Annotated in this window: 26 protein-coding genes and 1 riboswitch; of the genes, 9 read left to right on the top strand and 17 right to left on the bottom strand. The window is 43.7% G+C overall.

Annotation, left to right across the window (positions count from 1 at the left end):
- Window positions 1–19: 19 nt before the first annotated feature.
- Window positions 20–1,117 carry a Gfo/Idh/MocA family protein gene (locus MHH89_RS04070; protein WP_341086392.1) on the bottom strand — a complete coding sequence of 366 codons (1,098 nt, stop codon included), beginning with the start codon at window positions 1,115–1,117 and terminating at the stop codon, window positions 20–22.
- Window positions 1,110–1,877 (bottom strand): sugar phosphate isomerase/epimerase family protein, encoded by a 768-nt coding sequence (locus tag MHH89_RS04065; RefSeq protein ID WP_076125967.1) that lies wholly within the window; start codon window positions 1,875–1,877, stop codon window positions 1,110–1,112. Before MHH89_RS04065 ends, MHH89_RS04070 begins: the two co-directional genes overlap by 8 nt.
- Before the next feature lie 277 nt (window positions 1,878–2,154).
- Between MHH89_RS04065 and MHH89_RS04060 the strand changes: the two genes are divergently transcribed.
- Window positions 2,155–2,973 carry an AraC family transcriptional regulator gene (locus MHH89_RS04060; protein ID WP_076135544.1) on the top strand — a complete coding sequence of 273 codons (819 nt, stop codon included), beginning with the start codon at window positions 2,155–2,157 and terminating at the stop codon, window positions 2,971–2,973.
- A 105-nt stretch (window positions 2,974–3,078) separates the two neighbouring features.
- Here MHH89_RS04060 and MHH89_RS04055 read toward each other — a convergent pair whose 3' ends face one another.
- Together MHH89_RS04055 and MHH89_RS04050 are read right to left on the bottom strand one after the other, a co-directional pair.
- Window positions 3,079–3,810 carry a class I SAM-dependent methyltransferase gene (locus tag MHH89_RS04055; protein WP_076218191.1) on the bottom strand — a complete coding sequence of 244 codons (732 nt, stop codon included), beginning with the start codon at window positions 3,808–3,810 and terminating at the stop codon, window positions 3,079–3,081.
- A gap of 61 nt (window positions 3,811–3,871) precedes the next feature.
- Window positions 3,872–4,078, bottom strand: coding sequence for a hypothetical protein (locus MHH89_RS04050; protein ID WP_341086390.1), 207 nt, complete (start codon window positions 4,076–4,078; stop codon window positions 3,872–3,874).
- A 162-nt stretch (window positions 4,079–4,240) separates the two neighbouring features.
- Between MHH89_RS04050 and MHH89_RS04045 the strand changes: the two genes are divergently transcribed.
- Complete coding sequence (locus MHH89_RS04045) at window positions 4,241–4,921, top strand: TIGR00266 family protein (RefSeq protein ID WP_036686316.1); 681 nt, start codon at window positions 4,241–4,243, stop codon at window positions 4,919–4,921.
- A 73-nt stretch (window positions 4,922–4,994) separates the two neighbouring features.
- On the opposite strand, the gene MHH89_RS04040 is transcribed toward MHH89_RS04045, so the two are convergent.
- Complete coding sequence (locus tag MHH89_RS04040) at window positions 4,995–5,474, bottom strand: Fur family transcriptional regulator (RefSeq protein ID WP_036686314.1); 480 nt, start codon at window positions 5,472–5,474, stop codon at window positions 4,995–4,997.
- 318 nt (window positions 5,475–5,792) lie between these two features.
- On the opposite strand from MHH89_RS04040, the gene MHH89_RS04035 reads away from it, so the two are divergent.
- Complete coding sequence (locus tag MHH89_RS04035) at window positions 5,793–6,449, top strand: S-layer homology domain-containing protein (protein ID WP_339248402.1); 657 nt, start codon at window positions 5,793–5,795, stop codon at window positions 6,447–6,449.
- Between the two features lie 95 nt (window positions 6,450–6,544).
- Here the strand turns inward: MHH89_RS04035 and MHH89_RS04030 are convergent, their stop codons facing one another.
- Genes MHH89_RS04030 through MHH89_RS04020 form a run of 3 tightly spaced genes read right to left on the bottom strand, consistent with a single transcriptional unit; the run spans window position 6,545 to window position 8,869 of the window.
- Window positions 6,545–7,297: an amino acid ABC transporter ATP-binding protein gene (locus MHH89_RS04030; protein ID WP_076189904.1), complete on the bottom strand. Its 753-nt coding sequence runs from the start codon at window positions 7,295–7,297 to the stop codon at window positions 6,545–6,547.
- Window positions 7,298–7,310: 13 nt separating this feature from the next.
- Window positions 7,311–7,979 (bottom strand): amino acid ABC transporter permease, encoded by a 669-nt coding sequence (locus MHH89_RS04025; RefSeq protein ID WP_036686309.1) that lies wholly within the window; start codon window positions 7,977–7,979, stop codon window positions 7,311–7,313.
- 53 nt (window positions 7,980–8,032) lie between these two features.
- Entirely contained in the window at window positions 8,033–8,869 is an 837-nt protein-coding gene (locus MHH89_RS04020; RefSeq protein ID WP_076183478.1) for an amino acid ABC transporter substrate-binding protein, read from the bottom strand.
- A 222-nt stretch (window positions 8,870–9,091) separates the two neighbouring features.
- A riboswitch (TPP riboswitch) is annotated at window positions 9,092–9,195 on the top strand.
- Window positions 9,196–9,393: 198 nt separating this feature from the next.
- Here MHH89_RS04020 and MHH89_RS04015 point away from each other — a divergent pair.
- Genes MHH89_RS04015 through thiE form a run of 6 tightly spaced genes read left to right on the top strand, consistent with a single transcriptional unit; the run spans window position 9,394 to window position 14,216 of the window.
- A complete protein-coding gene (locus tag MHH89_RS04015; protein ID WP_081393938.1) occupies window positions 9,394–10,089 on the top strand; it encodes an ABC transporter ATP-binding protein in 696 nt (231 codons plus the stop codon).
- On the top strand, window positions 10,070–10,846 hold the full coding sequence (locus tag MHH89_RS04010; protein ID WP_341086386.1) for an ABC transporter permease: 777 nt from the start codon (window positions 10,070–10,072) through the stop codon (window positions 10,844–10,846). Before MHH89_RS04015 ends, MHH89_RS04010 begins: the two co-directional genes overlap by 20 nt.
- A complete protein-coding gene (locus MHH89_RS04005) occupies window positions 10,843–11,880 on the top strand; it encodes an ABC transporter substrate-binding protein (RefSeq protein ID WP_341086384.1) in 1,038 nt (345 codons plus the stop codon). The genes MHH89_RS04010 and MHH89_RS04005 overlap by 4 nt, the downstream gene beginning before the upstream one ends.
- A gap of 41 nt (window positions 11,881–11,921) precedes the next feature.
- Entirely contained in the window at window positions 11,922–12,716 is a 795-nt protein-coding gene (gene thiM, locus MHH89_RS04000) for a hydroxyethylthiazole kinase (protein WP_341088790.1), read from the top strand.
- 23 nt (window positions 12,717–12,739) lie between these two features.
- Window positions 12,740–13,570, top strand: coding sequence for a bifunctional hydroxymethylpyrimidine kinase/phosphomethylpyrimidine kinase (gene thiD / locus MHH89_RS03995; RefSeq protein ID WP_341086381.1), 831 nt, complete (start codon window positions 12,740–12,742; stop codon window positions 13,568–13,570).
- Complete coding sequence (gene thiE / locus MHH89_RS03990; protein WP_076280800.1) at window positions 13,551–14,216, top strand: thiamine phosphate synthase; 666 nt, start codon at window positions 13,551–13,553, stop codon at window positions 14,214–14,216. The genes thiD and thiE overlap by 20 nt, the downstream gene beginning before the upstream one ends.
- Here thiE and MHH89_RS03985 read toward each other — a convergent pair.
- From MHH89_RS03985 to MHH89_RS03945, 9 genes are all read right to left on the bottom strand, one after another.
- A complete protein-coding gene (locus MHH89_RS03985; protein WP_341088789.1) occupies window positions 14,197–14,889 on the bottom strand; it encodes a pseudouridine synthase in 693 nt (230 codons plus the stop codon). The genes thiE and MHH89_RS03985 overlap by 20 nt on opposite strands.
- Window positions 14,890–15,003: 114 nt before the next feature.
- Window positions 15,004–15,186, bottom strand: a complete 183-nt coding sequence (locus MHH89_RS03980) for a DUF3934 family protein (RefSeq protein WP_076218200.1) — start codon at window positions 15,184–15,186, stop codon at window positions 15,004–15,006.
- 116 nt (window positions 15,187–15,302) lie between these two features.
- Window positions 15,303–15,701, bottom strand: coding sequence for a hypothetical protein (locus tag MHH89_RS03975; RefSeq protein WP_341086380.1), 399 nt, complete (start codon window positions 15,699–15,701; stop codon window positions 15,303–15,305).
- 121 nt (window positions 15,702–15,822) lie between these two features.
- Window positions 15,823–16,908, bottom strand: a complete 1,086-nt coding sequence (gene asd / locus MHH89_RS03970) for an aspartate-semialdehyde dehydrogenase (protein ID WP_036686293.1) — start codon at window positions 16,906–16,908, stop codon at window positions 15,823–15,825.
- A 627-nt stretch (window positions 16,909–17,535) separates the two neighbouring features.
- On the bottom strand, window positions 17,536–18,138 hold the full coding sequence (locus tag MHH89_RS03965; RefSeq protein ID WP_036686291.1) for a response regulator transcription factor: 603 nt from the start codon (window positions 18,136–18,138) through the stop codon (window positions 17,536–17,538).
- Window positions 18,138–19,274: a sensor histidine kinase gene (locus tag MHH89_RS03960; protein WP_076179017.1), complete on the bottom strand. Its 1,137-nt coding sequence runs from the start codon at window positions 19,272–19,274 to the stop codon at window positions 18,138–18,140. Before MHH89_RS03960 ends, MHH89_RS03965 begins: the two co-directional genes overlap by 1 nt.
- A 158-nt stretch (window positions 19,275–19,432) precedes the next feature.
- Window positions 19,433–20,497 (bottom strand): fatty acid desaturase, encoded by a 1,065-nt coding sequence (locus MHH89_RS03955; protein WP_076125939.1) that lies wholly within the window; start codon window positions 20,495–20,497, stop codon window positions 19,433–19,435.
- A gap of 143 nt (window positions 20,498–20,640) precedes the next feature.
- Window positions 20,641–21,837 (bottom strand): hypothetical protein, encoded by a 1,197-nt coding sequence (locus tag MHH89_RS03950; protein ID WP_341086379.1) that lies wholly within the window; start codon window positions 21,835–21,837, stop codon window positions 20,641–20,643.
- Window positions 21,838–21,851: 14 nt separating this feature from the next.
- Window positions 21,852–23,450, bottom strand: a complete 1,599-nt coding sequence (locus tag MHH89_RS03945; RefSeq protein WP_076306336.1) for a response regulator — start codon at window positions 23,448–23,450, stop codon at window positions 21,852–21,854.
- Between the last annotated feature and the right edge of the window lie 13 nt (window positions 23,451–23,463).

Below are 23,463 nucleotides of genomic sequence, written 5' to 3'. Positions count from 1 at the left end.
CTTCACACCTGCTTCTCGTTTAGTTATCTGATGTTCCGTCAAAATACACAGCACGACCTGTACGGGAAGATTCGTAAATAGCCTCCAAAATTTGGGTAACGACAAGGGCTTGTTCAGGTTTAACTACTGGTTCTTTATCTTCCCGAACTGCTTCAAGCCACAAGCGAGCTTCACGATCGGATTCACTCTCTTGTCCTCCGTTAAAGAAAGCTACTCCCCCTGCGGACAAGTCAATTTTAGTCTCGAATAGACGGCCACCACGGTCACCATTTAAGCGTAACCCGTCCTTCATATCTGCACCACCCTCTGTACCTGCTAGGAGCGTCTTCGCTTCTCCAAATTCAGATACATTAAGAGCCCAGCTTGATTCCAGTACAATTGTAGCACCATTTTCCATGGTAATAAATCCAAATGCTGAATCTTCTACTTTAAATTGTTCAGGGTCCCATGGACCAAAGGCATTTCCGCCGTTTTTACGGTTACCAAGCTTATGGAAAGTCGAGCCCATAACACTACGCGGTTTATAATTGTCCATCATCCATAATGTTAGATCAAGCGCATGCGTACCGATATCGATCAGTGGACCGCCGCCTTGCTTTTCTTCATCCAGGAATACGCCCCATGTAGGAACCGCACGACGACGAACGGCAATCGCTTTTGCATAATAGATCTCACCAAGCTCACCGTTTTCACAAACGTCTTTAAGATATTCACTATCCGCACGATAACGGTTCTGATAAGCTACAGACAATTTCATGCCTGTACGTTTGGCAGCCTCTAACATTTCCTGTGCTTGAGCTGTAGTCTTCGCCATTGGCTTCTCACACATTACATGATTGCCAGCTTCCAATGCTGCGATTGTGATCACGGAGTGACTGTCATTCGGTGTACATACATGCACGATATCGAATCCTCCGGCTTTCAAAAGCTCTTGATAATCTGTATATACAGCCGCGCCTTCAGCACCATAGGTTTTTGCTGCTTCCTGTGCACGTTCTTCGACGATATCACAAAAGGCTACCATTTCAGCATCTGCTTGACGTGACAAACTTGGCATATGTTTTCCATTAGCAATTCCACCGCAACCGACAATAGCAATTCTCAACTTTTTAGACATGAACATTTCCCCCTTGATTAGCGTATGCTTTTACCCATTTCAAACTATCTTCTACACTTCCTAATGGTGAACGGCTGCAATAATCCTGCTCCACTACCGCCCACTCTACCTTTGCCTGTACAGCCGCATCAAGAATTGCTGTAAGGTTTACTTCTCCTTCACCTAGAACAACCGTTTCCGGTGAACCATCCTCATGTTTCTTCAAATCTTTAAGATGGATGATTGGCAACCGGCCAGCGTATTTGTTGATATATTCTACGGCATCATAACCTGCATGATGTACCCAGCATGTATCCATTTCAACTTGCAGCAAATCAGCCGGCACCTCTTCAAACAAACCGTCAAACGCTGTACGGTCACCATATCGATCAGTTAACTCAAAGTCATGATTATGGTACAAAAGAACCGCTCCACGCGCCTTACACTTTTCTCCAATAATCTTCAGATTCGCAGCAACTTCTTCATAGTTACGTTGTTCTTCTGACAGATACGGCACAATTAGATGATGATTTCCAATCTCCAGGTTGTACGCGATCTCTGCCTCTGTATCATTCAACAACGCGTCATAGGGACGGTGTGCGCCCAGCGCTACTAGTCCAAGTTCATCAAGCAATTGTTTGACTTCTGCTGCGCTACGGCCGAAGTAATGAAAAAACTCCACACCTTTATAACCAAGGGCTGCTACTTTACGCAGTGTCCCTTCAAAATCCTGTTCCAGTTCTTCTCTGAGCGTATACAATTGCAGGCCTATCTTCAGCATTTTCGAATCACTCCAATTGGATTTAAAGTTAGCTTTCTGTAGTGACAATCACTTGAACAATAATGCTGTAACAGAATTGACTAATCTGATTCACATCAGTTTCCTTAAACTGTCATTCTTGTAAGCACAGCTAATACCGACTGTTTCTAGCGTTGATGGTCGATTTCTTTCTTTATTGCTTAGCTACATAGTAATATGAAAGCGTATATATTAAAATGAATAATATGATTAAAACATGAACAATCTGCTTATCATTTCAATACACCCAGGAGGACCTATGACACATTCTGCTACCTGTCACGTATTATCAGCCGGATTTTCTTTTCATCGCAAGCCTTTTCATATGTCTCAAAGTCAAGGGAACCAGAACTTTCTTATACGTCTGCAAACAGAAGGAAGAAGCCGTGCATTGATCGATGGTGTAATGTCACCTGTGGAAAGCGGGGATATTATGTTATTCGCTCCAAATGATCCTTACTATTTGATCATAGATAAAGAAGAGTACCCTGTAGGCAAGCCACGAATTGAAAGCGGAGATTATCATATCTTTTGCGGAGGAACATGGATTGATGAATGGTGGCAACGTTCACAAAGACCCACTCGCCTAAGTGTGCCGCTTAGTGAGAATTTTCTTGGCTTGTTTCGCCAATTGATTCTGGAGCACCGTCGACTTTCCGACTTCTCTCCAGAAATATCTGCCTGCTATCTGCAAATTCTATGTATGGAAATCGACCGGCTAATTACAGACCAGCCAGCAATTACTCCAAAAGGTTATCTGGCATACCGAATGAAGCAATATGTTGAGGAGCACGCAACCCTACCCTTTCTATTGGAAGATGTAGCAGGTTTTGTGGGTATATCCGTCTCGCGGGCCGTTCATTTATTTAAGGAAGCCTTTGGGACCAGTATTATTAAATATGTAAACGATGTCCGACTGGAAATGGCCAGAGAACGGATAACCTTCAGTCCCATGCCGCTGGAGCAAGTAGCAGAAACTTGTGGTTTTGCGAACTACACCTATTTTCACCGGGTCTTCCGAAGTCGTTTCGGGATGTCACCAAGAGAATATCGTGTGCACAGCAGAGAGCAGGTGTAAATGAAGAAAACCCGTTTCATTGCAAAAGGGTTGTCCCTTAGTAGAAAAAGCTACTTTTAAGACAACCCCTGCTTCTATATTCGAACATAACTCGTGAGCATGAGATTACTCTTTTACAGCCGAAATGATCAGGAACATCGGTCTACGCTCCTCATCCTTCATCCATGGATCATTACTCATTTCTGCTGAAGGCTTTGGTTCTTTAACCGCTTTAATAGTAAAGCCAGCTTCAATCAGGTCATTGAAATAGGTGGAAATCGTGCGATGGTATTTAATCACATTTTCTGTTAAGAATTTCGTTTCACGAAGTCCTTCTGATTGATAATGATCTACGGGCCAATGCAGGCGGTTTCCTTGTTCATCGGCATACCAGTCTTGCTCTTCACGTGAAGTAAAGATTGGATGCTCCACTGAAAAAATAAAACTCCCGCCAGGCTTAAGAAACGAATGCACCTTTCGGCAGATGGCTGCAAAAGATTCAATATAGTGGAAAGCCAATGAACTGAGAACCACATCAAATTGCTCGCTCGCAAAATCAATGTCCTCAATCGGCAGCTGGATATAAGTTATAGCAGGATCGTTCGTTTTTTCACGCGCCTGTTGCAGCATTTTTTCAGAGATATCCACACCTATAACTGAACTCGCCTGCTGCTCACGGGCATATAGGCAATGCCAGCCAAAGCCGCAGCCCAGATCAAGCACACTTTTATTATGTAAGTCTGGAAGAAGCGCCTTTAATACATGCCATTCTCCTGCTGCTGCAAGCCCTCCAATAGAACGGGGCATTTGCTGGTAGGCAGAGAAGAAATTCGAATCGTCATATTTATTTTGTTTCATCAGGGATACATCTCCTATATATTATTTCTTCAATTACTATACGCTGAGCGATGTTCTCTTATCAAATAGCCAATAAAAAAGGAGCATCATCTTGGAAGATCTGCCCCTTATATCTATTCTTATTCAATTGTTCCTGCTTGCTTGGTGTTAATCGTACATGCTGTGAAATGGCTCCATAATCACTATTCAATCTACGACTCTGTGCTGTGCACCAGGCTCCGGAGCGCTCTGCCTTACGCAAGGCTTTTTGTGTCTTGGTTCGTGCCATGTGACACCACTCTCCTATTCATGGGTGAATGATTATTGATCTTACATCTATAAGACAACTTCATTTTAACATATTCCAGACTATGAGCGAAGCAAGAATTCCGTTACACTTAGAGCAAAGCTAGTATTCTATCTTATCTAAATAGATGCGGAGGTTTAAAGGATGAATTACCAGGTTTTGTATGAAGGTGCTTTTGCTATGTTAAAGGTCCAACTAAATCCCGGTGAAAGCGTAAAGGCTGAAATGGGCGCAATGGTCGCGATGTCACCTAACGTAGAATTAAAAGGAACCGTGGATGGTGGTTTAATGCGCGGTCTCGGGAGAATGCTGAGCGGTGAGAAATTCTTCTTTCAAGAACTTAGAGCGACCCGTGGTCAAAGTGAGGTATTGCTGTCACCTGGCTCACTCGGCGATATTCAGGCGATAGAATTAGACGGATCGTATAAACTGTTAGTTCAAAAAGACGGATTTCTCGCCGGAACTGAAGGCATTCAAGTAAATACCAAAATGCAGAATTTAACCAGAGGGCTCTTCTCCGGTGAAGGCTTCTTCATTGTAGAAATCAGTGGCAGAGGAACGGTGTTCCTGTCTTCCTTCGGTGCTATCCATGCAATAAATTTAGGACCTGGTGAAGAAATGATTATCGATAACGGACACCTCGTAGCATGGCCAGACTATATGGACTACAAGGTGGAAAAGGCAGCCTCTGGCTGGCTTAACAGCATAACCAGTGGTGAAGCACTTGTCTGCCGCTTCCGTGGAGAAGGTGTAATTCTCGTTCAGAGCCGTAACCCTGGCAGTTTCGGAACGTGGATCAAATCCTTTGTACCTACTCGAAGCTAGACTTCCTAGAACGCAGTAATCAAAAAAGACACAGGCTTAGAGAAAGCCTGTGTCTTTAGGTTAGAAAGCAATCTTACGAGACTGCTTTATCTGCTTCTGCTTTTGCTTTTTTGCAGCCAGTACGTTTACATGTTCCATAAGTACCCTTGAAATCAAGGCGGTGATCCGTGACGTTAAAGCCATATTCACGTTCCACTCTTCTCTCCAGCTCCACAAGCCAGTCGTCCTTAATTTCCTCCAACCGACCGCATACGCTGCATATCAAATGATGATGCATATGCGAATGATCGTTCCCGCGCAAATCGTAACGGGCAACTCCGTCTCCGAAGTTCATCTTCTCTACAATGTGTAGCTCACATAAAAGCTCAAGTGTACGGTATACCGTTGCCAGGCCCAGATGTGGATAGCTGTTCTTAACAAGCATATATACTTCTTCTACGCTTAAATGATCCTTCTCATTGTCGAGCAGAACGTTCACTATAGCTTCACGCTGAGGCGTTAATTTATATTTTTGCGCCGCAAACAATTGACTGATATTTGATATTTGATCCATTTGGTCTCCTACCTTCCCGGAACGATTTAACATCCGTACCCTCTGAGACGCTCCTATTTATGCAGTTAAGACAAACCATAAATAGTAATCGTTACGATATAATCATAACAAAATTAACCACGAATGAAAAGAGCCTGACATCATTATATCATTTCATGCCACTTATCCAAAGTACTACACCCCAATCTGGCCTATATTTCTATTAAAATCTACTTTTTCGTGAAATAATACAGATTAGACCGCAACCTTTCCATAATTTACAACGTTAAAGGAGTGACAAAGGCTAAGGAGTCTATCCATACAACGAGGTGAAAAGACATGAACATGAAAAAAAGCACACTAGCAGTAATCACAACCGTAGCCATTTTCTCCTTTTCTTTGGGTGGTCAGATGTTTGCAGCTGGGAACACCTTTAAGGATATTGATAACATAAACGGCAAAGAAAAAATCATTTCTTTAAAAAATCAAGGGTTAATTAAAGGTGTCAGCGAATCTCAATTTCTCCCTGGCTCTAAGGTAACTACAGCCCAAGGGATTCAGTTTATCTCCGGCGGTCTTCAGCTCAGCCTCGCAGCCATTGACTTTAACAAAGCTCCTGTTGCCAGCGGCTTGTTCACAAAAGTAAAAGACAAAGCCTGGTACGCTGAAGCCTTTATCAATGCTTATTACAATCAAGTTAAGCTACCAAAAGACATTGATCCTAGCCTAATTATGACCAAAGAGCAATTCACTAACTATCTAGTGCAAGCGATCGAAGGCGTAGGTAATCTGCCGATGATCAATATCGTTCCAGTAGATATCGCTGATGAAGCGTCACTGACCCCTGCATATCAAGGCAGTATTCAGCGCTCCCTGAAATACAAGATCAATACTCTAGACGCTAACGGAAAGTTTAATCCAAAAAGCGAACTCACCCGTGCCGAAGCTGCGATTATGCTCTACAACGCTTTGGAGTTCCTGAAAACTGGAGTATAAGCCAAATTTCAGTTACTCTTCTCATTTGAATAATCTACACACGAAAAAGCAGCTCCGGATGATTCCCGAGCTGCTTTTTCATATATATTGTCTTTCTACTCTTCTTCACCATTCAGTCTATTCAGAAATTGCAGAGCCCGGGGATTCTTCGGATGCTCCAGCACTTCTTGCGGAGTTCCTTGCTCTAAGATATGACCGCCATCCATCAAAATGATCCGGTCCGCTACATCGGCGGCAAATTTCATCTCGTGGGTCACAATCACCATAGTCATACCTTCTGCTGCTAATTGTTTGATGACCTTAAGCACTTCCCCTACCAGCTCGGGATCGAGCGCCGAAGTGGGCTCATCAAACAACAGCACTTCTGGATCTACTGCCATAGCCCGGGCGATGGCCACTCTCTGCTGCTGTCCTCCTGACAGCTGATGTGGATAGTTATCAGCTTTATCAGCCAAACCCACCTTAGCCAGCAGTTGAAGGCCCCGCTTACGCGCTTCTTCCTTGGTTCGTTTCAAGACAGTTACCTGTCCCTCCATCACATTGCCTAGCGCAGTCATATGCGGAAATAAATTATACGATTGAAAGACCATCCCTGTTTTCTGCCGAAGAGCTAATACGGAATTCTGAGGAATTTTCTTATGATCTGTAAAATTGATGGTGATATCCCCGAGTGACAGGCTGCCTTGATCCGGGATTTCCAACAGATTAAAACAGCGCAGCAGTGTAGTTTTACCGGAGCCGGATGGCCCAATAATGACAAGTACCTTTCCATGCTCCATTTTCAGATCAATACCCTTTAACACTTGGAGTGCACCGAAGGATTTATGCAAATTAATGATTTCAATCACAAGTATCTCTCCTTTAGGTCGCAGAGTAACGATCGAGTCGTTTCTCCAAGTAATTTTGCAGCGCCGACAGCACAGAACAGAACACTAAATAAAACAATCCTGCTTCGGAGTATACCAGCAGAGGCTCATAAGTGGTAGAGGCTACCTGCTGAGCAGTTCTAAACATCTCCGTATAGGTGATGATCGCTGCAAGCGATGTATCTTTGACCAAGCTAATAAAAGAATTGGATAACGGCGGTACAGAAACGCGTGCAGCTTGTGGCAGAATTACGCGGCGCAGAGCCTGCCCACGAGTCATCCCGACTGAGAAGGCAGCTTCCCACTGGCCTTTATGTATCGACAGGATAGCAGCGCGTACGATTTCCGATGAATAAGCCCCTACGCTAAGGGTAAATCCAATGGTGGCGGCAATGAAAGGGTCGAGTACAATACCAACAGCCGGCAAACCATAAAATATAATAAATAGCTGCACTAACAACGGGGTTCCCCGAATGACCCATACATAAAAACGGGCGATTAGCTTCGGAATTACCCACGGTGAAAGACGTGCCAACGCGGTTAGGATCGCCAAAATCAATCCAAGCACAAAGGAAAGTAGCGCCAACGGAATGGTAAAAGCCACCCCGGCTTTAAGCAGGGGTAGCAGTGTATCTAAGAAAATTTGTATTTTGCGGTCATCCATTATTCAGACATCCTTTTTAGCTTCTAGGCTTAATTAGCCTTGCTAGCCTTGTATTATTTTGAAACGTCAGCTCCAAAGTATTTCTCGGAAATTTTCAAGTACGTTCCATCACTTTTCATCTCTTTAATCGCATCACTGACCGCATTCACCAGCTCATCATTGCCTTTCAGGAATACCGCGGCACTTTGTGAGCCTTCAGGAATCTCATCAACCACTTTAATTTTTGCATCTGGTTTTTGTTTTTTCAGATCCAGATAAGACAAGCCATCATTCACAGTTGCATCAATACGTCCCGAAGTCAGCAGGTCCATCGCTTGATTGAAACCGTCCGTAGCTACGATTTCAGCACCGTTCTCACGAGCGATGTCGGATAAGTTACTGGTCAGGGATTGTCCGGCTTTTTTACCCTTTAGATCAGCAAAGGTCTTAATATCCTCATTGTTTTCGCTCACGATCAATACTGCCTTGGATACAATATAGGGTTCAGAGAAATCATATTTCACTTTGCGATCTTCGTTAATGGAAACTTCATTAAAAATGACATCAAACCGTTTCGCATCCATCCCAGCAAAAATACCATCCCACTGAGTTTCAAAAAATTCAGCTTCAACACCTAAACGTTTGGCTACTTCTTCGGCAATTTCCACGTCAAAACCCGTCAATTTCCCCGCAGTGTCATGATAAGTAAAAGGTGCATAAGTCCCTTCTGTACCTATCCGCAATTTGCCGCTGGCCTTCACAGCCTCCAAACTGTTTTGCGCTGAAGATGCTGCTCCACCATTCGTTCCAGCTGTTGGTTCAGCAGCCGTATTGGTATTCGAATTATTGCCGCAAGCCGCTACAAGGACCACGGTTAACGCCAATATAATAGTTAAACTCCATTTTTTCATTATTAAATCCCCTCTCTCTATCCGGTTTTTTTCCGGTAAATTGAATAGTACACTGCCATCACATGATCGTCAATACTTTTTTCCGATTATATGCATCGGAATTGTAATATTAACTAGATTTCTACTTATATCTTACCCAATCTTGGATTAATCCTTCACTTCTTTCTCTCTTTACTTCTCAGAAAGATATGGTATATTTATAAACAAATTAATATGGACCTGTTATTTCACTAGGGGAGTCGGTTGACTGAGACGGAGCTTCAAGCTCCGGACCCTTGGAACCTGATCTGGATCATACCAGCGGAGGGAAGTGGAGCAGAATTTTCATCAAGCATGTTAAGTGTTATTATGCAGAATGAACTTTTTGACCCATTCATTTCCTCTGGAAATGGATGGGTCTTTATTTGTTTGGGCGCTCCACAAAAATATTAGGAGGTTAGATCATCACGACCATTTTATCTATTCAAGGCCTAACCTACTCTTTTCCGGAAACTGAACAACCCCCTGTATTCGCAAATCTATCCATGGATATCAGGCAAGGGGAATTCGTCTCCGTAGTAGGTGCTAGCGGATGCGGGAAAAGCACATTTTTCAAAACGGTTGCCGGTTTACTCGAACCTACTCATGGAAAAATAAAACTCCCTACGCTCCCCTCAACCGCTAGTCGTTTAGGTCAGATCGCTTATATGCCTCAGCAGGATTTATTGCTGCCTTGGAGAACAGTGCTCGACAACTGCCTTTTGCCCTGGGAGATCAAGCCCAGATTTAGTAAACAGAAAACGATCACTCAGATTCGGGAAATGTTGGCCCGCTTCGGCTTAACAGATGTAGAGAAGGCTTATCCCCATGAACTTTCGGGAGGTATGAAACAGCGAGTAGCATTTCTGCGCACCTTAGTGGCTGGAGGCGGAAGTGGTCTTATGCTGCTGGATGAGCCCTTTGGCGCTCTCGATGCCATGACCAAACGTGAGATACACCGTTGGCTGTTGGAGTTATGGGGTGAACTGAATCAGACGATTATGCTCATCACTCATGATCTGGAAGAAGCCCTATTGCTCAGTGACCGGATTTATTTATTATCTGGCGGTGCGCACAGCGAATTACAGGAGATCATTGTCGATCTACCAAAACCAAGACATTATAAGATGAACTATGAACCCCGGTTTATAGCACTACGGGCAGAGTTGGAGCGAAGATTGCATGCAACCTATACCTTTTAAAAAACATCTAGACAACTATGGTCCCTTCCTTCTTCTGGTACTGCTCATTCTTGTAATCTGGGAGTCAGCTGTTCGCCTTCACTTGATTCCAGCCTTTATTCTCCCTGCACCTTCATCTATTGGCATCGCATTGATCGAGCACAGGCAATTATTATTTGGACAGCATTTATTGGCGACGTTACAGGAGATACTGGTGGGTTTTGTCCTTTCTGTGATTTTTGGTGTATTGCTGGGCATTGGAATGTTCCTGTTTCGCCCCGTAGAAAAGGCCATCTATCCCTTCCTTATCATTAGCCAGACGGTCCCATTAATTGCGCTATCCCCCCTTTTTATTATGTGGTTCGGATATACGCTGTGGAGCAAAGTGGCTGTGGTGTTTTTGACGGCTTTTTTTCCAGTCGTAGTGAGTACATATGATGGACTTCGTACAAGTGGCCAGACTTACAAGGACTTATTATTAACATTTGGTGCAAACCGCTGGCAGCTGCTTGTCAAAACCCAAATTCCACTGGCATTGCCTGCTTTTTTCTCTGGCTTAAAGCTGTCCATTGTATACTGCGTCATCGGAGCTACTATCGGGGAATGGCTCGGCGGCAGTAAAGGACTCGGTTACTTCAGCCGCAGAATGGCCGGAAATATGCAGAGCGATGAAATGTTCGCGGCTGTATTTCTGCTGTCCGCGCTTGGTGTTGTGCTTTTTCTGGCGATAGCTTTACTCGAACAATTATTTTTAAAGAAAAGAGGATCTAACCAATGAATCATTTAAAATCCCCACAACGAGGACTTATTTCTGTATTTCTAGTATGCACACTTTTGCTCTTAAGCAGCTGCGGGAAGGCAGACAAGCTAAATAACAACTCCCAAACCGGTTCCTCCAATACCGATAATAAGCAGTCACACAAGCTGACGATTATGCTTGATTGGTATCCCAATGCCGTTCATTCCTTTCTATACGCTGCGCAACAGCAAGGATTTTTCCAAGAGGAAGATTTGGATGTCGAGATCAAAATGCCTGCGGACAGCAATGACGCCCTAAAGCTTGTAGCAGCAAATCAAATTGATCTAGCGCTCAGCTATCAGCCTCAGGTGCTTATGGCACGCGGCGAGAAAATCCCTGTTCGTTCGATTGCAGCTATCGTGCGGCATCCACTGAATCATCTGATGGTTCCTCAGGCAGGCAGTATTCATAGTCCCAAAGAGCTCGCAGGAAAACAAATCGGCTATTCCTCCATTCCGCTCTATGAAGCAATGATTCGGACAATGATCCAGAGTGATGGAGGCGATCCTTCATCCGCCAAGCTGATTGACGTAGGTTTTGACCTTATCCCTGCGATCTCTACAGGACAAGTGGACGCAATAATGGGCGGGTTCATCAACCATGAACAACTGATCCTTGAAAAAGAGGGACATCCGGTCACCTCGCTTAATCCAACGGATTACGGAGTACCTGACTATTATGAGCTTGTGCTGGTGGCCAGCGAACAAGGATTGCAAAATTCTGAAGCCTACTTCAAAAAATTTCTAAATGCCATAACAAAAGGACAGGAATTTGTGGAGCAGAATCCTGAACAAGCCCTGGATTTACTGGTTGCACATGAAGATGCAACTTCACCGCTCGACAAGGAGATTGAGAAAAAAAGTCTTGAGATTCTACTGCCACTGATGAATGCTGGCGATCAATCTTTTGGTTATCAAGACCCGACATCTTGGGAAAAGGTTCAGCTGTGGTTATCCACCAACGATCTTCTACCAGAAGATATTAAAGCACAGGAAGCTTTTATCAATCTGTAACGTTTAGTTAGTTATTCATACAAGCTTGAGGAGGAATTATGATGAGTTACTTAGCCAAAGTACGGGAATCCAACCCGTTGATCCACAACATCACTAATATTGTAGTAGCCAATTTCTCAGCCAACGGTCTGTTGGCGCTGGGTGCCTCTCCCTTTATGGCGGATGCCCACGAAGAAGTGACCGACATCGCCGCTATGTCGTCTGCTGTAGTTCTAAATATAGGCACACTCAATGACTACGCCATTCAATCTATGTTGCTTGCTGGTAAATCCGCTAATAAACACGGGGTTCCCCTAGTGCTTGACCCGGTAGGTGCAGGCGCAACTTCTTATCGGACCGCTGTCACTCAAAAACTAGTGAATGAGATGCAAATCACCGCACTGCGGGGGAATGTGGCTGAAGTCGCTAATGTGATTGGGGAGAGTTGGTCCATTAAAGGGGTGGATGCTGGCGAAGGTGAAGGCGATGTAGTCCTTTTGGCTGAAGCTGCTGCGAGGAAGTTAAGCTGTGTGGTCATCATAACTGGAAAAGACGATGTGATCACGAATGGAAAAAACACTTATATTTCCAGCAACGGTCACCCTATTCTCACGAAGGTTACAGGAACTGGCTGCTTGCTCAGCGCTGTTGTGGGTGCATTTCTCGCGGTAAGTGGCGGTGCCTCGTTGGAGGCCGCAGTGGAAGCTCTCTCCTTCTATGGAGTAGCCGCTGAAATCGCCGCTGAACTAACAACTGGTCAAGGGCCGGGAAGCTTTCAGGTTGAGTTTCTAAATCAACTGACATGGGTCACGCCAGAAGTCTTCCTAGAAAGATCTAGCATCAAACAGCTCAGTTAATGACCCTCAAAGGAGTGAATTCGATGATTATATCCAAAGCTCTAACCATTGCCGGCTCCGATAGCGGCGGTGGTGCTGGCATTCAGGCCGATCTAAAAACCTTTCAGGAGCTTTCTGTCTATGGCATGTCCGTCCTCACAGCTGTGACAGCGCAGAATACGCTGGGTGTCCAAGGGGTTTATCCAGTGACTCTGGAAGCTATAAATCAGCAGCTTGATTCTATAGGACTTGACCTGCAACCAGATGCCGTAAAGACCGGGATGTTATTTAACAGCGACATCATCCGCATTGTGGCAGATAAAATTAAGTATTACGGCTGGTCTAATCTTGTAATTGATCCTGTGATGGTCGCTAAAGGAGGGTCCACACTGCTGCTGCAGGAGGCGGTTCAATCCTTAATCAGCCATCTGCTGCCCTTAGCATTGGTGACGACACCCAATATTCCCGAAGCCGAAATGATCACAAAGATGACGATCTCCACCATCGAAGAACGCAAAAAAGCAGCCAAAATCATTCATGGCATGGGCTCCAAATATGTAGTGCTAAAAGGGGGACATGATACCTCAACCACAGCCGTAACCGATCTTCTATATGATGGTCACGAATATACCTTATTGGAGAGTAGCCGGATTCAGACCAGACATACGCATGGTACAGGCTGCACCTATTCAGCAGCAGTTACCGCCGAGCTAGCCAAAGGCAAATCCGTAGCTGAGGCCATTCAAACTGCCAAAGCATTTATACAAGCGGCGATTGAGGACGAGTTGGGCATAGGGGCTGGGCATGGACCAACCAATCATTTTGCTTATCAAAACAGACTGCGAGGGATAAACAATGCAACGAATGAACAGTGAACATCTGCGAGATCTATTAAAAGTCTATTTCATTATGGGCAGCGTAAATTGCCGTAAAGCTCCTGTTAAGGTGCTGCAGGAAGCGGTTGCTGGAGGCATAACCATGTTTCAATTCCGTGAAAAGGGTACCGGATCCTTAAGCGATAAGGCACGACTTAATCTTGGCAGACGACTTCAAAAGATCTGTCATGCCAATGGCGTGCCCTTTATCGTGAATGACGACATTGATTTAGCGATCGCACTTGATGCGGACGGAATTCATGTAGGACAGGAGGATACCCCTGCATTGGCGATCCGCCAGCTACTTGGAGAGAATAAAATCATTGGTGTATCCGCTCACTCCTTCGCTGAAGCTCAGCAGGCGATTGCCGATGGAGCCGACTATCTGGGCGTGGGTCCCATTTATCCTACGTCATCCAAGGAGGATGCCAAAGCTGTTCAAGGCACTGCGATGATTGAAGAACTAAGAAATAAAGGCATTACCATCCCTTTGGTTGGCATTGGGGGAATCACGCTGCAAAATGTTGCACCAGTATTAACAGCTGGTGCGGATGGGATCTCTGTTATCTCAGCGATTGCCGGAGCTGAAGATATTACCACAACTGCCAGAGGCTTCGTTGACAAAGTCAGTTTAAGCGGGACATAAGCTCATACAGCTCTTCACTGCTTAAATGCCGCCATTGTCCCAGCTCCAAGCCGTCTAATGTAATATTCATAATTCTTATGCGCTCCAGCTTTAGCACTCTATATCCTAACTCCTTGCACATTCTGCGTATTTGCAGATTAAGACCTTGAGTTAGGATAATTCTAAACTGACATTCTGTGATCCGATAGACCTCACAAGGTTTCGTTGTGACTCCAAGAATGTTCACGCCGCTAGACATCTCTTGTAAGAATTCTGACGTAACCGGTTTGTCTACATGAACTACATATTCTTTTTCATGCCCATTCTCGGAACGCATCATTTTATTTACAATCTCTCCATCGTTGGTTAACAAAATGAGGCCTTCCGAGTTTTTGTCTAATCTGCCAATCGCAAAGATCCGTGAAGGATACCCTACAAAATCAATAATGTTCCCAGCCACATGTGGGGCTGCTGTACAGGTAATGCCTATCGGCTTATTCAAAGCGAGATACACTGGCTCCCCTTTACTGCTTGTTATCGGCTCCCCATCGATCCATACGATATCCTCTGGCTCTATAAGAATGTTCGCCTCACAGACAATACCGTTTACAGTGATTCGACCTGCTGCAATTAATCGTTTGGTTTCCCTTCTGGAACAAAAGCCTGTTTCGCTTATATATTTATCGATTCTCACTGCTGATCCTACTTTCATTCTATATACTTACCTTACCTCTAGTCATAAAAAAACACCTGATTTTAACGATCAAAATCAGATGTTAACCTTCAGGAATAACCCAGTTTAAGGGAGCTATTTGGTGCTTCCGCTTTTTTTCACGTTACTGCCCTTGCTTCCACTTGCACCTTTAGCACCTGGACCCGTCGTTGGATCACTTTTAGCAGGTTTAACTGGTTTTGCTGTTTTGTTCCAGCGTGTCCAGCCTTTACTCCCCGTACCTCTGCCTGTGCCGCCACCTTTACTTTTTGCACCCATCATATCACTCCGTCAGTCATTCAGAATTCGTATATTTTATACACTTTACCTATCTTACCACACTCTCAACCTTTCTGTTTAAGTAATAACAAATGCTTCATCTAACTAGCCACTGTTTAGAATTTAGCATCTTTATTCATTTCATGAATATCAAAGGTATCCTGATGTATTTCGATGGCGATGACGGTGTCCTTTTTTTCAAAAAATTGCACATGTCCTAACCGCTTGTCCTCCTGCTCTATCCATCCAGCATCGTTTAATTTATTAAAGTAGTGTTCAGATCGATAAAGACCTTGTTCTCCCCCTATATTATCCAATTCGTACTTTACACCTATTTTTATATTGGGGTTACTTGAAGTCGTTGTCACTTCGATTTCTTTGGCATTCTTCGGAATAGGAATTTCGGCATTTATAGAGGACACTCCATACTCTTGTTCCTCTTGAGTTGACGATGTACAACCGCTTGTAAACAGGATTAATGGTAACCATATAAAAGCTAATAAATATTTATTCAATGGTATCCTCTCCTTCCATAACTTATTTTACCAAATTCAAAATTAAAATAAAAACACCCCACCAAAGACTAAGCTTTGATGAGGTGTCTATTCACATCAGCTTTGCAGCTCATGCATGGACTTATTTCGGTTGAATATAACCTTCTGCTTTCAGAAGCTCTGCGATCAACACAGCACCGCCAGCTGCTCCGCGCAGGGTGTTATGGGAGAGACCTACGAATTTGTAATCATAGAGGGCATCTTCCCGGAGTCTGCCCGTCGATACGCCCATTCCGTTCTCGATATCACGATCCAGCTTAGTCTGTGGACGATTGTCCTCTTCAAAATAGGTAATGAACTGTTTAGGTGCGCTAGGCAGTTCAAGCTCCTGAGGACGTCCTTTAAAACTCTTCCAGAGATTCAGAATCTCTTCTTTGGACGGTTTTTTCTCAAAAGAAACAAATACAGCAGCCATATGTCCATCCGCTACAGGCACACGGATACACTGCGAAGTAATCGTTGGCGCTTCACTCTTTACGATACCCTCTTCTTGAACGCTTCCCCAGATCCGCAAAGGCTCTTGCTCGCTTTTCTCTTCTTCGCCACCGATGTAAGGAATCACGTTGTCCAGCATTTCTGGCCAGTCTGCAAAAGTCTTTCCTGCACCAGAAATGGCTTGGTAGGTGGTGACCACCACTTTAGATGGATTGAAGTCTTTGAGCGCATGAAGTGCAGGCACATAACTTTGAATGGAGCAGTTAGGTTTAACCGCAATGAAACCTGTCTCTGTTCCCAGACGTTTTCTTTGCTGTGCAATAACCTCAAGATGCTCCGGATTAATCTCAGGAATGACCATAGGCACGTCAGGCGTCCAGCGATGCGCTGAGTTATTGGAGATTACTGGTGTTCCGGTGCGAGCATAAGCCTCTTCGAGCGCTTTAATCTCATCTTTTTTCATGTCTACAGCACAAAAAATCAAATCCACGTCCGCAGCAACTTCTTCTACCTTAGAAGCATCTTGGACCATAATATTCTTTACGTTCTCAGGCATTGGAGTAGATAACTTCCATCTGCCCTTGGCCGATTCTTCATACGTTTTTCCAGCAGATCTAGCACTGGCAGCAATCGCAGTTACTTCAAACCAAGGATGATTCTCTAGAAGGGCAATAAAACGTTGTCCTACCATACCTGTGCCGCCAACTATGCCGGCTCTTAGCTTTCTTGACATCAGAAAATACACTTCCTTTTGATTAACTGTCCTATTGTGGATAATAGGCCGATAATTAATGATATACGGCGCGGGAACATTTGGCGAGTGTTAACATCAAAATAACATTAAAAATTTTATTTTTAGCGGATTATATTGAATTTCACTAATGCTAATAAAAGAAATAGCTGCACTCAGTACAATTATAAGTCTATTTTCTGCTTAGACAACTCTTTAACTGCATTCTCTACAACTATTTCCCCGAAAAATAATGGAAATGCCCTCTAAGTGAACTTTTAGATGTAAGAAATGCAACTAAATCGCATCTGCAGAGCATTTTATAGCATATAGTTGTAGGAAATACATCTATTTGCGATTGGTGAGCATAAATCAGGAATCTGCGATCAGCGATCAGCGTTCAGCGATTAGCGTTCAGCGATTAGCGTTCAGCGTTCAGCGTTCAGCGTTCAGCGTTCAGCGATTAGCAATCAGCGATTAGCGATTAGCAATCAGCGATCAGCGTTCAGCGATTAGCGTTCAGCGATTAGCGTTCAGCGATTAGCGTTCAGCGATTAGCGTTCAGCGATTAGCGTTCAGCGATTAGCGTTTACAAGCTGCTTCAACCAACTAATCGTTTCTTACCCCCGCTCACTTAAACCAACCTTTTTCCTTAAATCGAGTGATCGCCTCGATGCGGTTACCTACATCCAGCTTATCTAGTATAACTGAGATGTAATTCCGGACTGTTCCCGTGGTAATGTACAACTGGCTGGCGATCTCTTTTGTATTTTTACCGTCGGCAATGAGTCCAAGTACTTCCTTCTCCCGCTGAGTCAGAGGATTTACTTCACCGCTGTAGGCTTCATCCATTAGCTCCGGTGCATACATGCGTCGGCCTGCCATCACATTACGTATCGAAAGTGCCAGTTCTTCGCTAGGACTGTCTTTCAGCAGATAAGCATGAACTCCCGCCTTGAGCGCACGTTCGAAATATCCCGCACGGGCAAAGGTGGTTAATATCATCGTTTTGCAGCCGCTATTCTTCAGCGCTTCCGCAGCGTCGAGACCACTCATCGCTGGCATCTCAATATCCATAATACAGATATCCGGCTTATGCTGCTGAACCATCGCTACAGCTTCTTCCCCGTTGCTTGCCCGGCCCACGACCTTCATATCCTCTTCTAAATCCAACAAAGATGCCAGCGCTCCAAGGAGCATTCGCTGATCCTCAGCGATTACAATCTTAATCATTATACGGTTACCTCCTGTTCCGGATGCTTAAATGCATTTGGGACCTTAATCACTATCGTAGTACCCTCATCTCGCACGATATCCATACAGCCATTTACAAATTCAAGACGTTCCCGCATACCTTGCAGGCCATGTCCTTTAAAATAAAGATCATTGCCCGGGATGCCAGTTCCATCATCTTTCACTTTAATGATGAGATCTGTGCGTGTGGGTTCAATGATAATTGCGCAAGATTGTGCATTACTATGCTTCACAACATTTGTGACAGCTTCCTTAATACACATGCTGAGCACATTCTCCGTAATCAATGAAGTATTAGACAGTTTAGGATTGCCTTGCAAAACATAGTCAATCTCCGCAGCCGCAAGAAACTGCTGAATATGAACGAGTTCGTCCTCAAGCCGAATGCCGCGCATTCGCGTAATCATCTCCCGGACCTCTTTCAGTGCACTTCTTGCCGTCTGGCGTACATCATTGATCTCGGCTTTGGCTTGCGTCGGATTACTGTCGATAAGCTTTCCTGCCAAATCACTTTTCAGACCAATTAACGAAAGCTTCTGACCTAATGTATCGTGAAGATCACGTGAAATCCGCTGGCGTTCCTCGAGCTTAACTAATTCTGAGATACGCTTATTAGCATCCTCCAATTGGTCTTGCAGCTTCCCTTGATTATTGCGGTTATAGGTACTGATTGGCAGCAGGATCACTGCAATCATACTGACAAGCACAAAGGGAAGCTGGCTGATAAATACGGGATTACGCGACAGCAGCTCATAATTGATCGTAATAATCGTAGTCAGCAAATGAATGGAGTACAGGGTGAAGAACCCTACTCGATTCTGGATATTCCCAATAAAAAAGGCTAAAAAAAGCGCAAAATACATATATCCGAACAACAACGTCATCGTTATAGAGACCAGTATCTGCACGCTCGTCCAAAAATAAACTAACCAACCCTTGGAGACAAAAGAAAGCACATAACAAACAAAAAACACAGCGATCATCAAGATTCCCGAAACTACCTGGTAGGGAGAAGAGGACCGAAAGATGAAATAAAACGGTAGAATATAAAATACGACCCATACATAAGGGCTAAGACCTGTACTTTTATGAAAAATATGATGCCACTTCTGCATGTTTGCTCTCCTTTTTGCCATATGCCACTCACCTTATTCTAGCATAAATCCGGTAAAATCCGGTGAACCACAACGATAAAGAGAAAAAAGATTAGAGCGCGAATGAGTTCTCCGGCTCTAACCTTCCATATTGCTGCTATTTGATTACAATGTAGCCATTATTCTCCCTGGAGTCTGGGCTTATGAACTTGCAGGACCTCGCCTGCAGTTTTCGGTTTATTTAATATGGACTTCATCTCTTTGAAGCTAATGAATCGTTTATTTTCCTCATCCCAAAGACGGAAATTAAGGGCCTTCAAGCTGGTACCAATCGTAATCGTTGTTGCTTTTTGTAGCGGTGGCGTCGCGTTATGCGCTTTTTCCAAATTATAGTTCGGCACCTTTGGACTTAAATGATGCACATGGTGGAAGCCGATATTGCCCGTAATCCATTGCAGCACCTTCGGCAGCTTATAATATGAGCTACCTTCAACCGCGGCCATCACATAACTCCATTCAGATTCATTCTCGAAATAAGAGTCTTCAAACTGATGTTGGACGTAGAACAACCATATGCCGAGAAACCCTGATACAAATGCTACAGGCAGCTGCACCATAAGAAATGCCTGCCAGCCAATAGCCCATATTAGCAAGCCATAAAGCGCTGCGATTGAAATATTCGTCAAATAGGTATTCATCCGCTCTTTGCGTCTAGCACCTTTAACATTGAAACGATACTGAATCATAAAAACAGCAATCGGTCCAAGACCAAACATCACGATGGGATTGCGGTAAATCCGGTAATATAGACGTTTCCAGAAGGAAGCCGCTGCGTATTCCTCGACCGTCATAATCCAAATATCGCCGATCCCTCTTTTATCGAGATTACTGGAGCTGGCGTGGTGAATGGAATGACTATGTTTCCACTGCCGATAAGGAACCAGTGTCAGTACACCTGTGATCGTTCCGATAATATCATTCGCTTTACGATTCTTAAAAAACGATCCATGTGTGCAATCATGAAAAATAATAAAGGTTCGAATTACAAATCCTGCTGCAGGAATAGCTAACAGAAGGGTGAGCCAATAGGAAACGGATAAAGAGAAATAAGCTCCGCCCCATAACAGCACAAGTGGTCCTAAAGTATTGATGAGCTGTCTTATACTTGCGTTGCGGTCATTTTTCTCGTAAGGGGCTACACTCTTTTTAAGGCTGGAGAGCTGTGATGTCTGTTTTGTAGTCATCTATATCGTTTCCTCCTTGATGTGTCCGGCTAAGGATCTTTTCATCTACTCTAAGTATAGAAGATAAAGTGTCATCCTATAAGTCATAAACATCAAGTAGAGAGTATGACAAATGTCATACTCTCCTTCTCATTTAAATTACGTTAGCATTGCAGCCAACATCCATCTTCCTTCACTTCGTATTGACCTTTGATCTCACCAATTCCATTAAGGATTAACGAATCTTTATTAAAAGTTGGAGGTTCATCTAGTACGAGGTGCAGTTTATTAATATTTCGAAGGTCAGCTGTATAGTAGCTAATCACTGGCTTTTCCAGAAAATACTCCGCATCATTGATTTGGATTCGTAAATTATTCTTATGAATGCATTTCTCATCTCCACCAATAATACCCATAGGATTAAAACCCGTAGATTTTATATCTCCTTCAATATACAGGTGGTACCCTTCCAGGCTGATAAAATCAATGAATTCCTTCTCCCTGATTGTTTTGACCGATCGCATAATATCTTCCGTTTCTTTGCTGATGGATATCTCCTCGAAGGGAATGATGACTTGATCCACAAATTGCTTAAAAAACGCATATAAACTTAACTCCGACTTCATAAACTCTTCTTTCCAATCGGTCCGAAGCTCATCCAGCAGCAAACATATAAACAGACCAGAACCGTAGCAGCTTCTTCTGATATTAGCCGAAGATTCAAGTTCATCTATTAAATACGAACTGAATTTGTGCAATACTTCCTCATTAGGTAGGGTGGATTTTTCGGCATAGGCATTTAATTCAACATACCAAGCGGGTCCTTCCAGCGTTTCGATAAGATATTCATTTAGCACGTACTCCCCAAGCAGTTGTTCTCTTTGTTGACGGATGGCAATAAATCTGTACATTGCGTGATTACGCTCTTCAATAGTAGCTGCCATTACACTAAGATATAAATGATGTCTTTCTTGAATCCGCAATTCCATATTTTCGAGGGATAAAGGGTAGGTAATCATCAATAATTCATCTGCATAACGTTCATCTCCCATCAGGAATTGATAACCGTGAAATAATTCGTGTACACAAATGGCGTACAAGTCTTCGAATTCTTCATGTAATTCCAGATTAACGATGGCTGTAGGGTGATCCTCATATAAGATGATGGTATCTCCTGAGAATTCATTACTCCAAGGAAGCAAATGTGGATGATATCCTACCGTTTTGAATTTGGGATGATTGTACAGATACACGTTATCCTTATTATAAAATGCAAAAGAAACAGCCTCGAACCCTTTCCAATATTTCTGCAGCTTGTGGTTCGTTAAACACTTAACAATCATCTCCAAATGAAATTCCATCCCTTACCTCCTCGTTAATGGCTCTGCTTAGTATGCTCTTCTCGGTATTCTGTTGGTGTTTGACCACTAGCCTTTTTAAAAACCTGTGTAAAATAACGTGGGTCCTGATAACCGACAAGAGGAGCTATCTGATACACTTTTACGTTGCTGCTCTGCAAAATATACTTTGCCCTCTCCATCCGGCAGTGTGTAACATACTCCAAAAAGGTATATCCCGTTATTTGCTTATATAAAGTGCAGAAATGACTGATGCTGAGATCAGCCAGCTCCGCTACTTCCTCAATACTTAAATCTTTATGGTAATTACTCTCAATATAACGTTTCGCTTTCTCGATGGCGCTACGCGTATCCTCGCGATTCACAGGCTTGTTCCCTTGCTCCAATCGCACACCAAACTCTTCTTTCAGAGCAGAGATCACTTCATTTAAAGTGCCGAGATTGTGCATCTTGCTAAGTAATCCATGCAAGGACCAATCTGAATTTATATTCAAATACTCATAATTTCTATACAAAACAACAATCAGTTCAACAAGAAGACGTTCAGCCATATCCTTAGGAACAGCTTGTGACTCAATAAATAAAGCAAGCTTATCAAATAAAGACCACATCCGGTCTCTATTTAAGGTACGTATACTTTCTATCAGCGCGGTTTCCAGCTCTTTTGGGTATTTCACCTCTTTACTGCTTGGGAACGATATCTCTTCATCAATAAAGACCCCGGCAAGACCCGAATAGAACCGTTGATATAAGGCCTTCGCGGCCAGAGGGTAAACCGTACTTAATTGATCAATGCCTTGTGTGGTGCGGCTGATGCCTACGGAACAAGACTGCTTGGAGTATCTCTTGATTCCCGCTATCAAATGTTCACCAAGTTCTCTCCTGCTGGCGCTTAAAGATCCAGGGAACAGTAGTATCCACTCTCCATTATGAAACGGGAAAACCGTCAGCACGCCATGCTCCAGTGACCATTCTTCCACAATATTGCGGATTGCAAACAGCCATAGCCGTTTTTCTTCTACACTCCATTGACTGCTCAGTGTGGTGTAGTCATCTAACTGGACAACAGCCATGAAATATCCGCTCTCCAGTTCACTGTTCTCCAGCCATTTCAGATGCTCAAGCGGCCTTGCATTTCCCAAAGTGATTTCTGCAAACAGACGTTCACGTGCAAGCAGTGACAACATCTGGACAGAATGAATCAGCTGATCATTTTGCTTCTGTTCATCCAGCTTGGTTCTGGCGCGGTTTAGCATTTCAACCAGTTCATCATGATCGATCGGCTTCAATAAATAATCAAAAGCGCCTTGACGTAATGCTTCTCTTGCATATTCGAACTCTCCGTACCCGCTTATAAAAATAAACACCAGCTTCGGGTTTTTAGACAATACTTCCTTCATCAACGTAATCCCGTCAATTACGGGCATGCGAATATCACTAATCACGATATGTGGTGAAGTGTCTTCTATCAAGCGGAGAGCTAATTCTCCATTTCGGGCCTCTCCCACAATCTCCATCTGAAGATCATTCCATGGAATGGCTGCTTTTAAGCTACGAAGAATAATCGGCTCATCATCCACGATTATTACTTTATATTTCTCTTGTAACTCATCCATTCCCTGTACCTCC

Origin of the sequence: Paenibacillus sp. FSL H7-0323, assembly GCF_038002725.1 — a bacterium.
Lineage (GTDB): Bacteria > Bacillota > Bacilli > Paenibacillales > Paenibacillaceae > Paenibacillus_AQ > Paenibacillus_AQ odorifer.
Note: the sequence above shows the minus strand (reverse complement) of the source record. Positions and strands in the feature narration are given on the sequence as shown.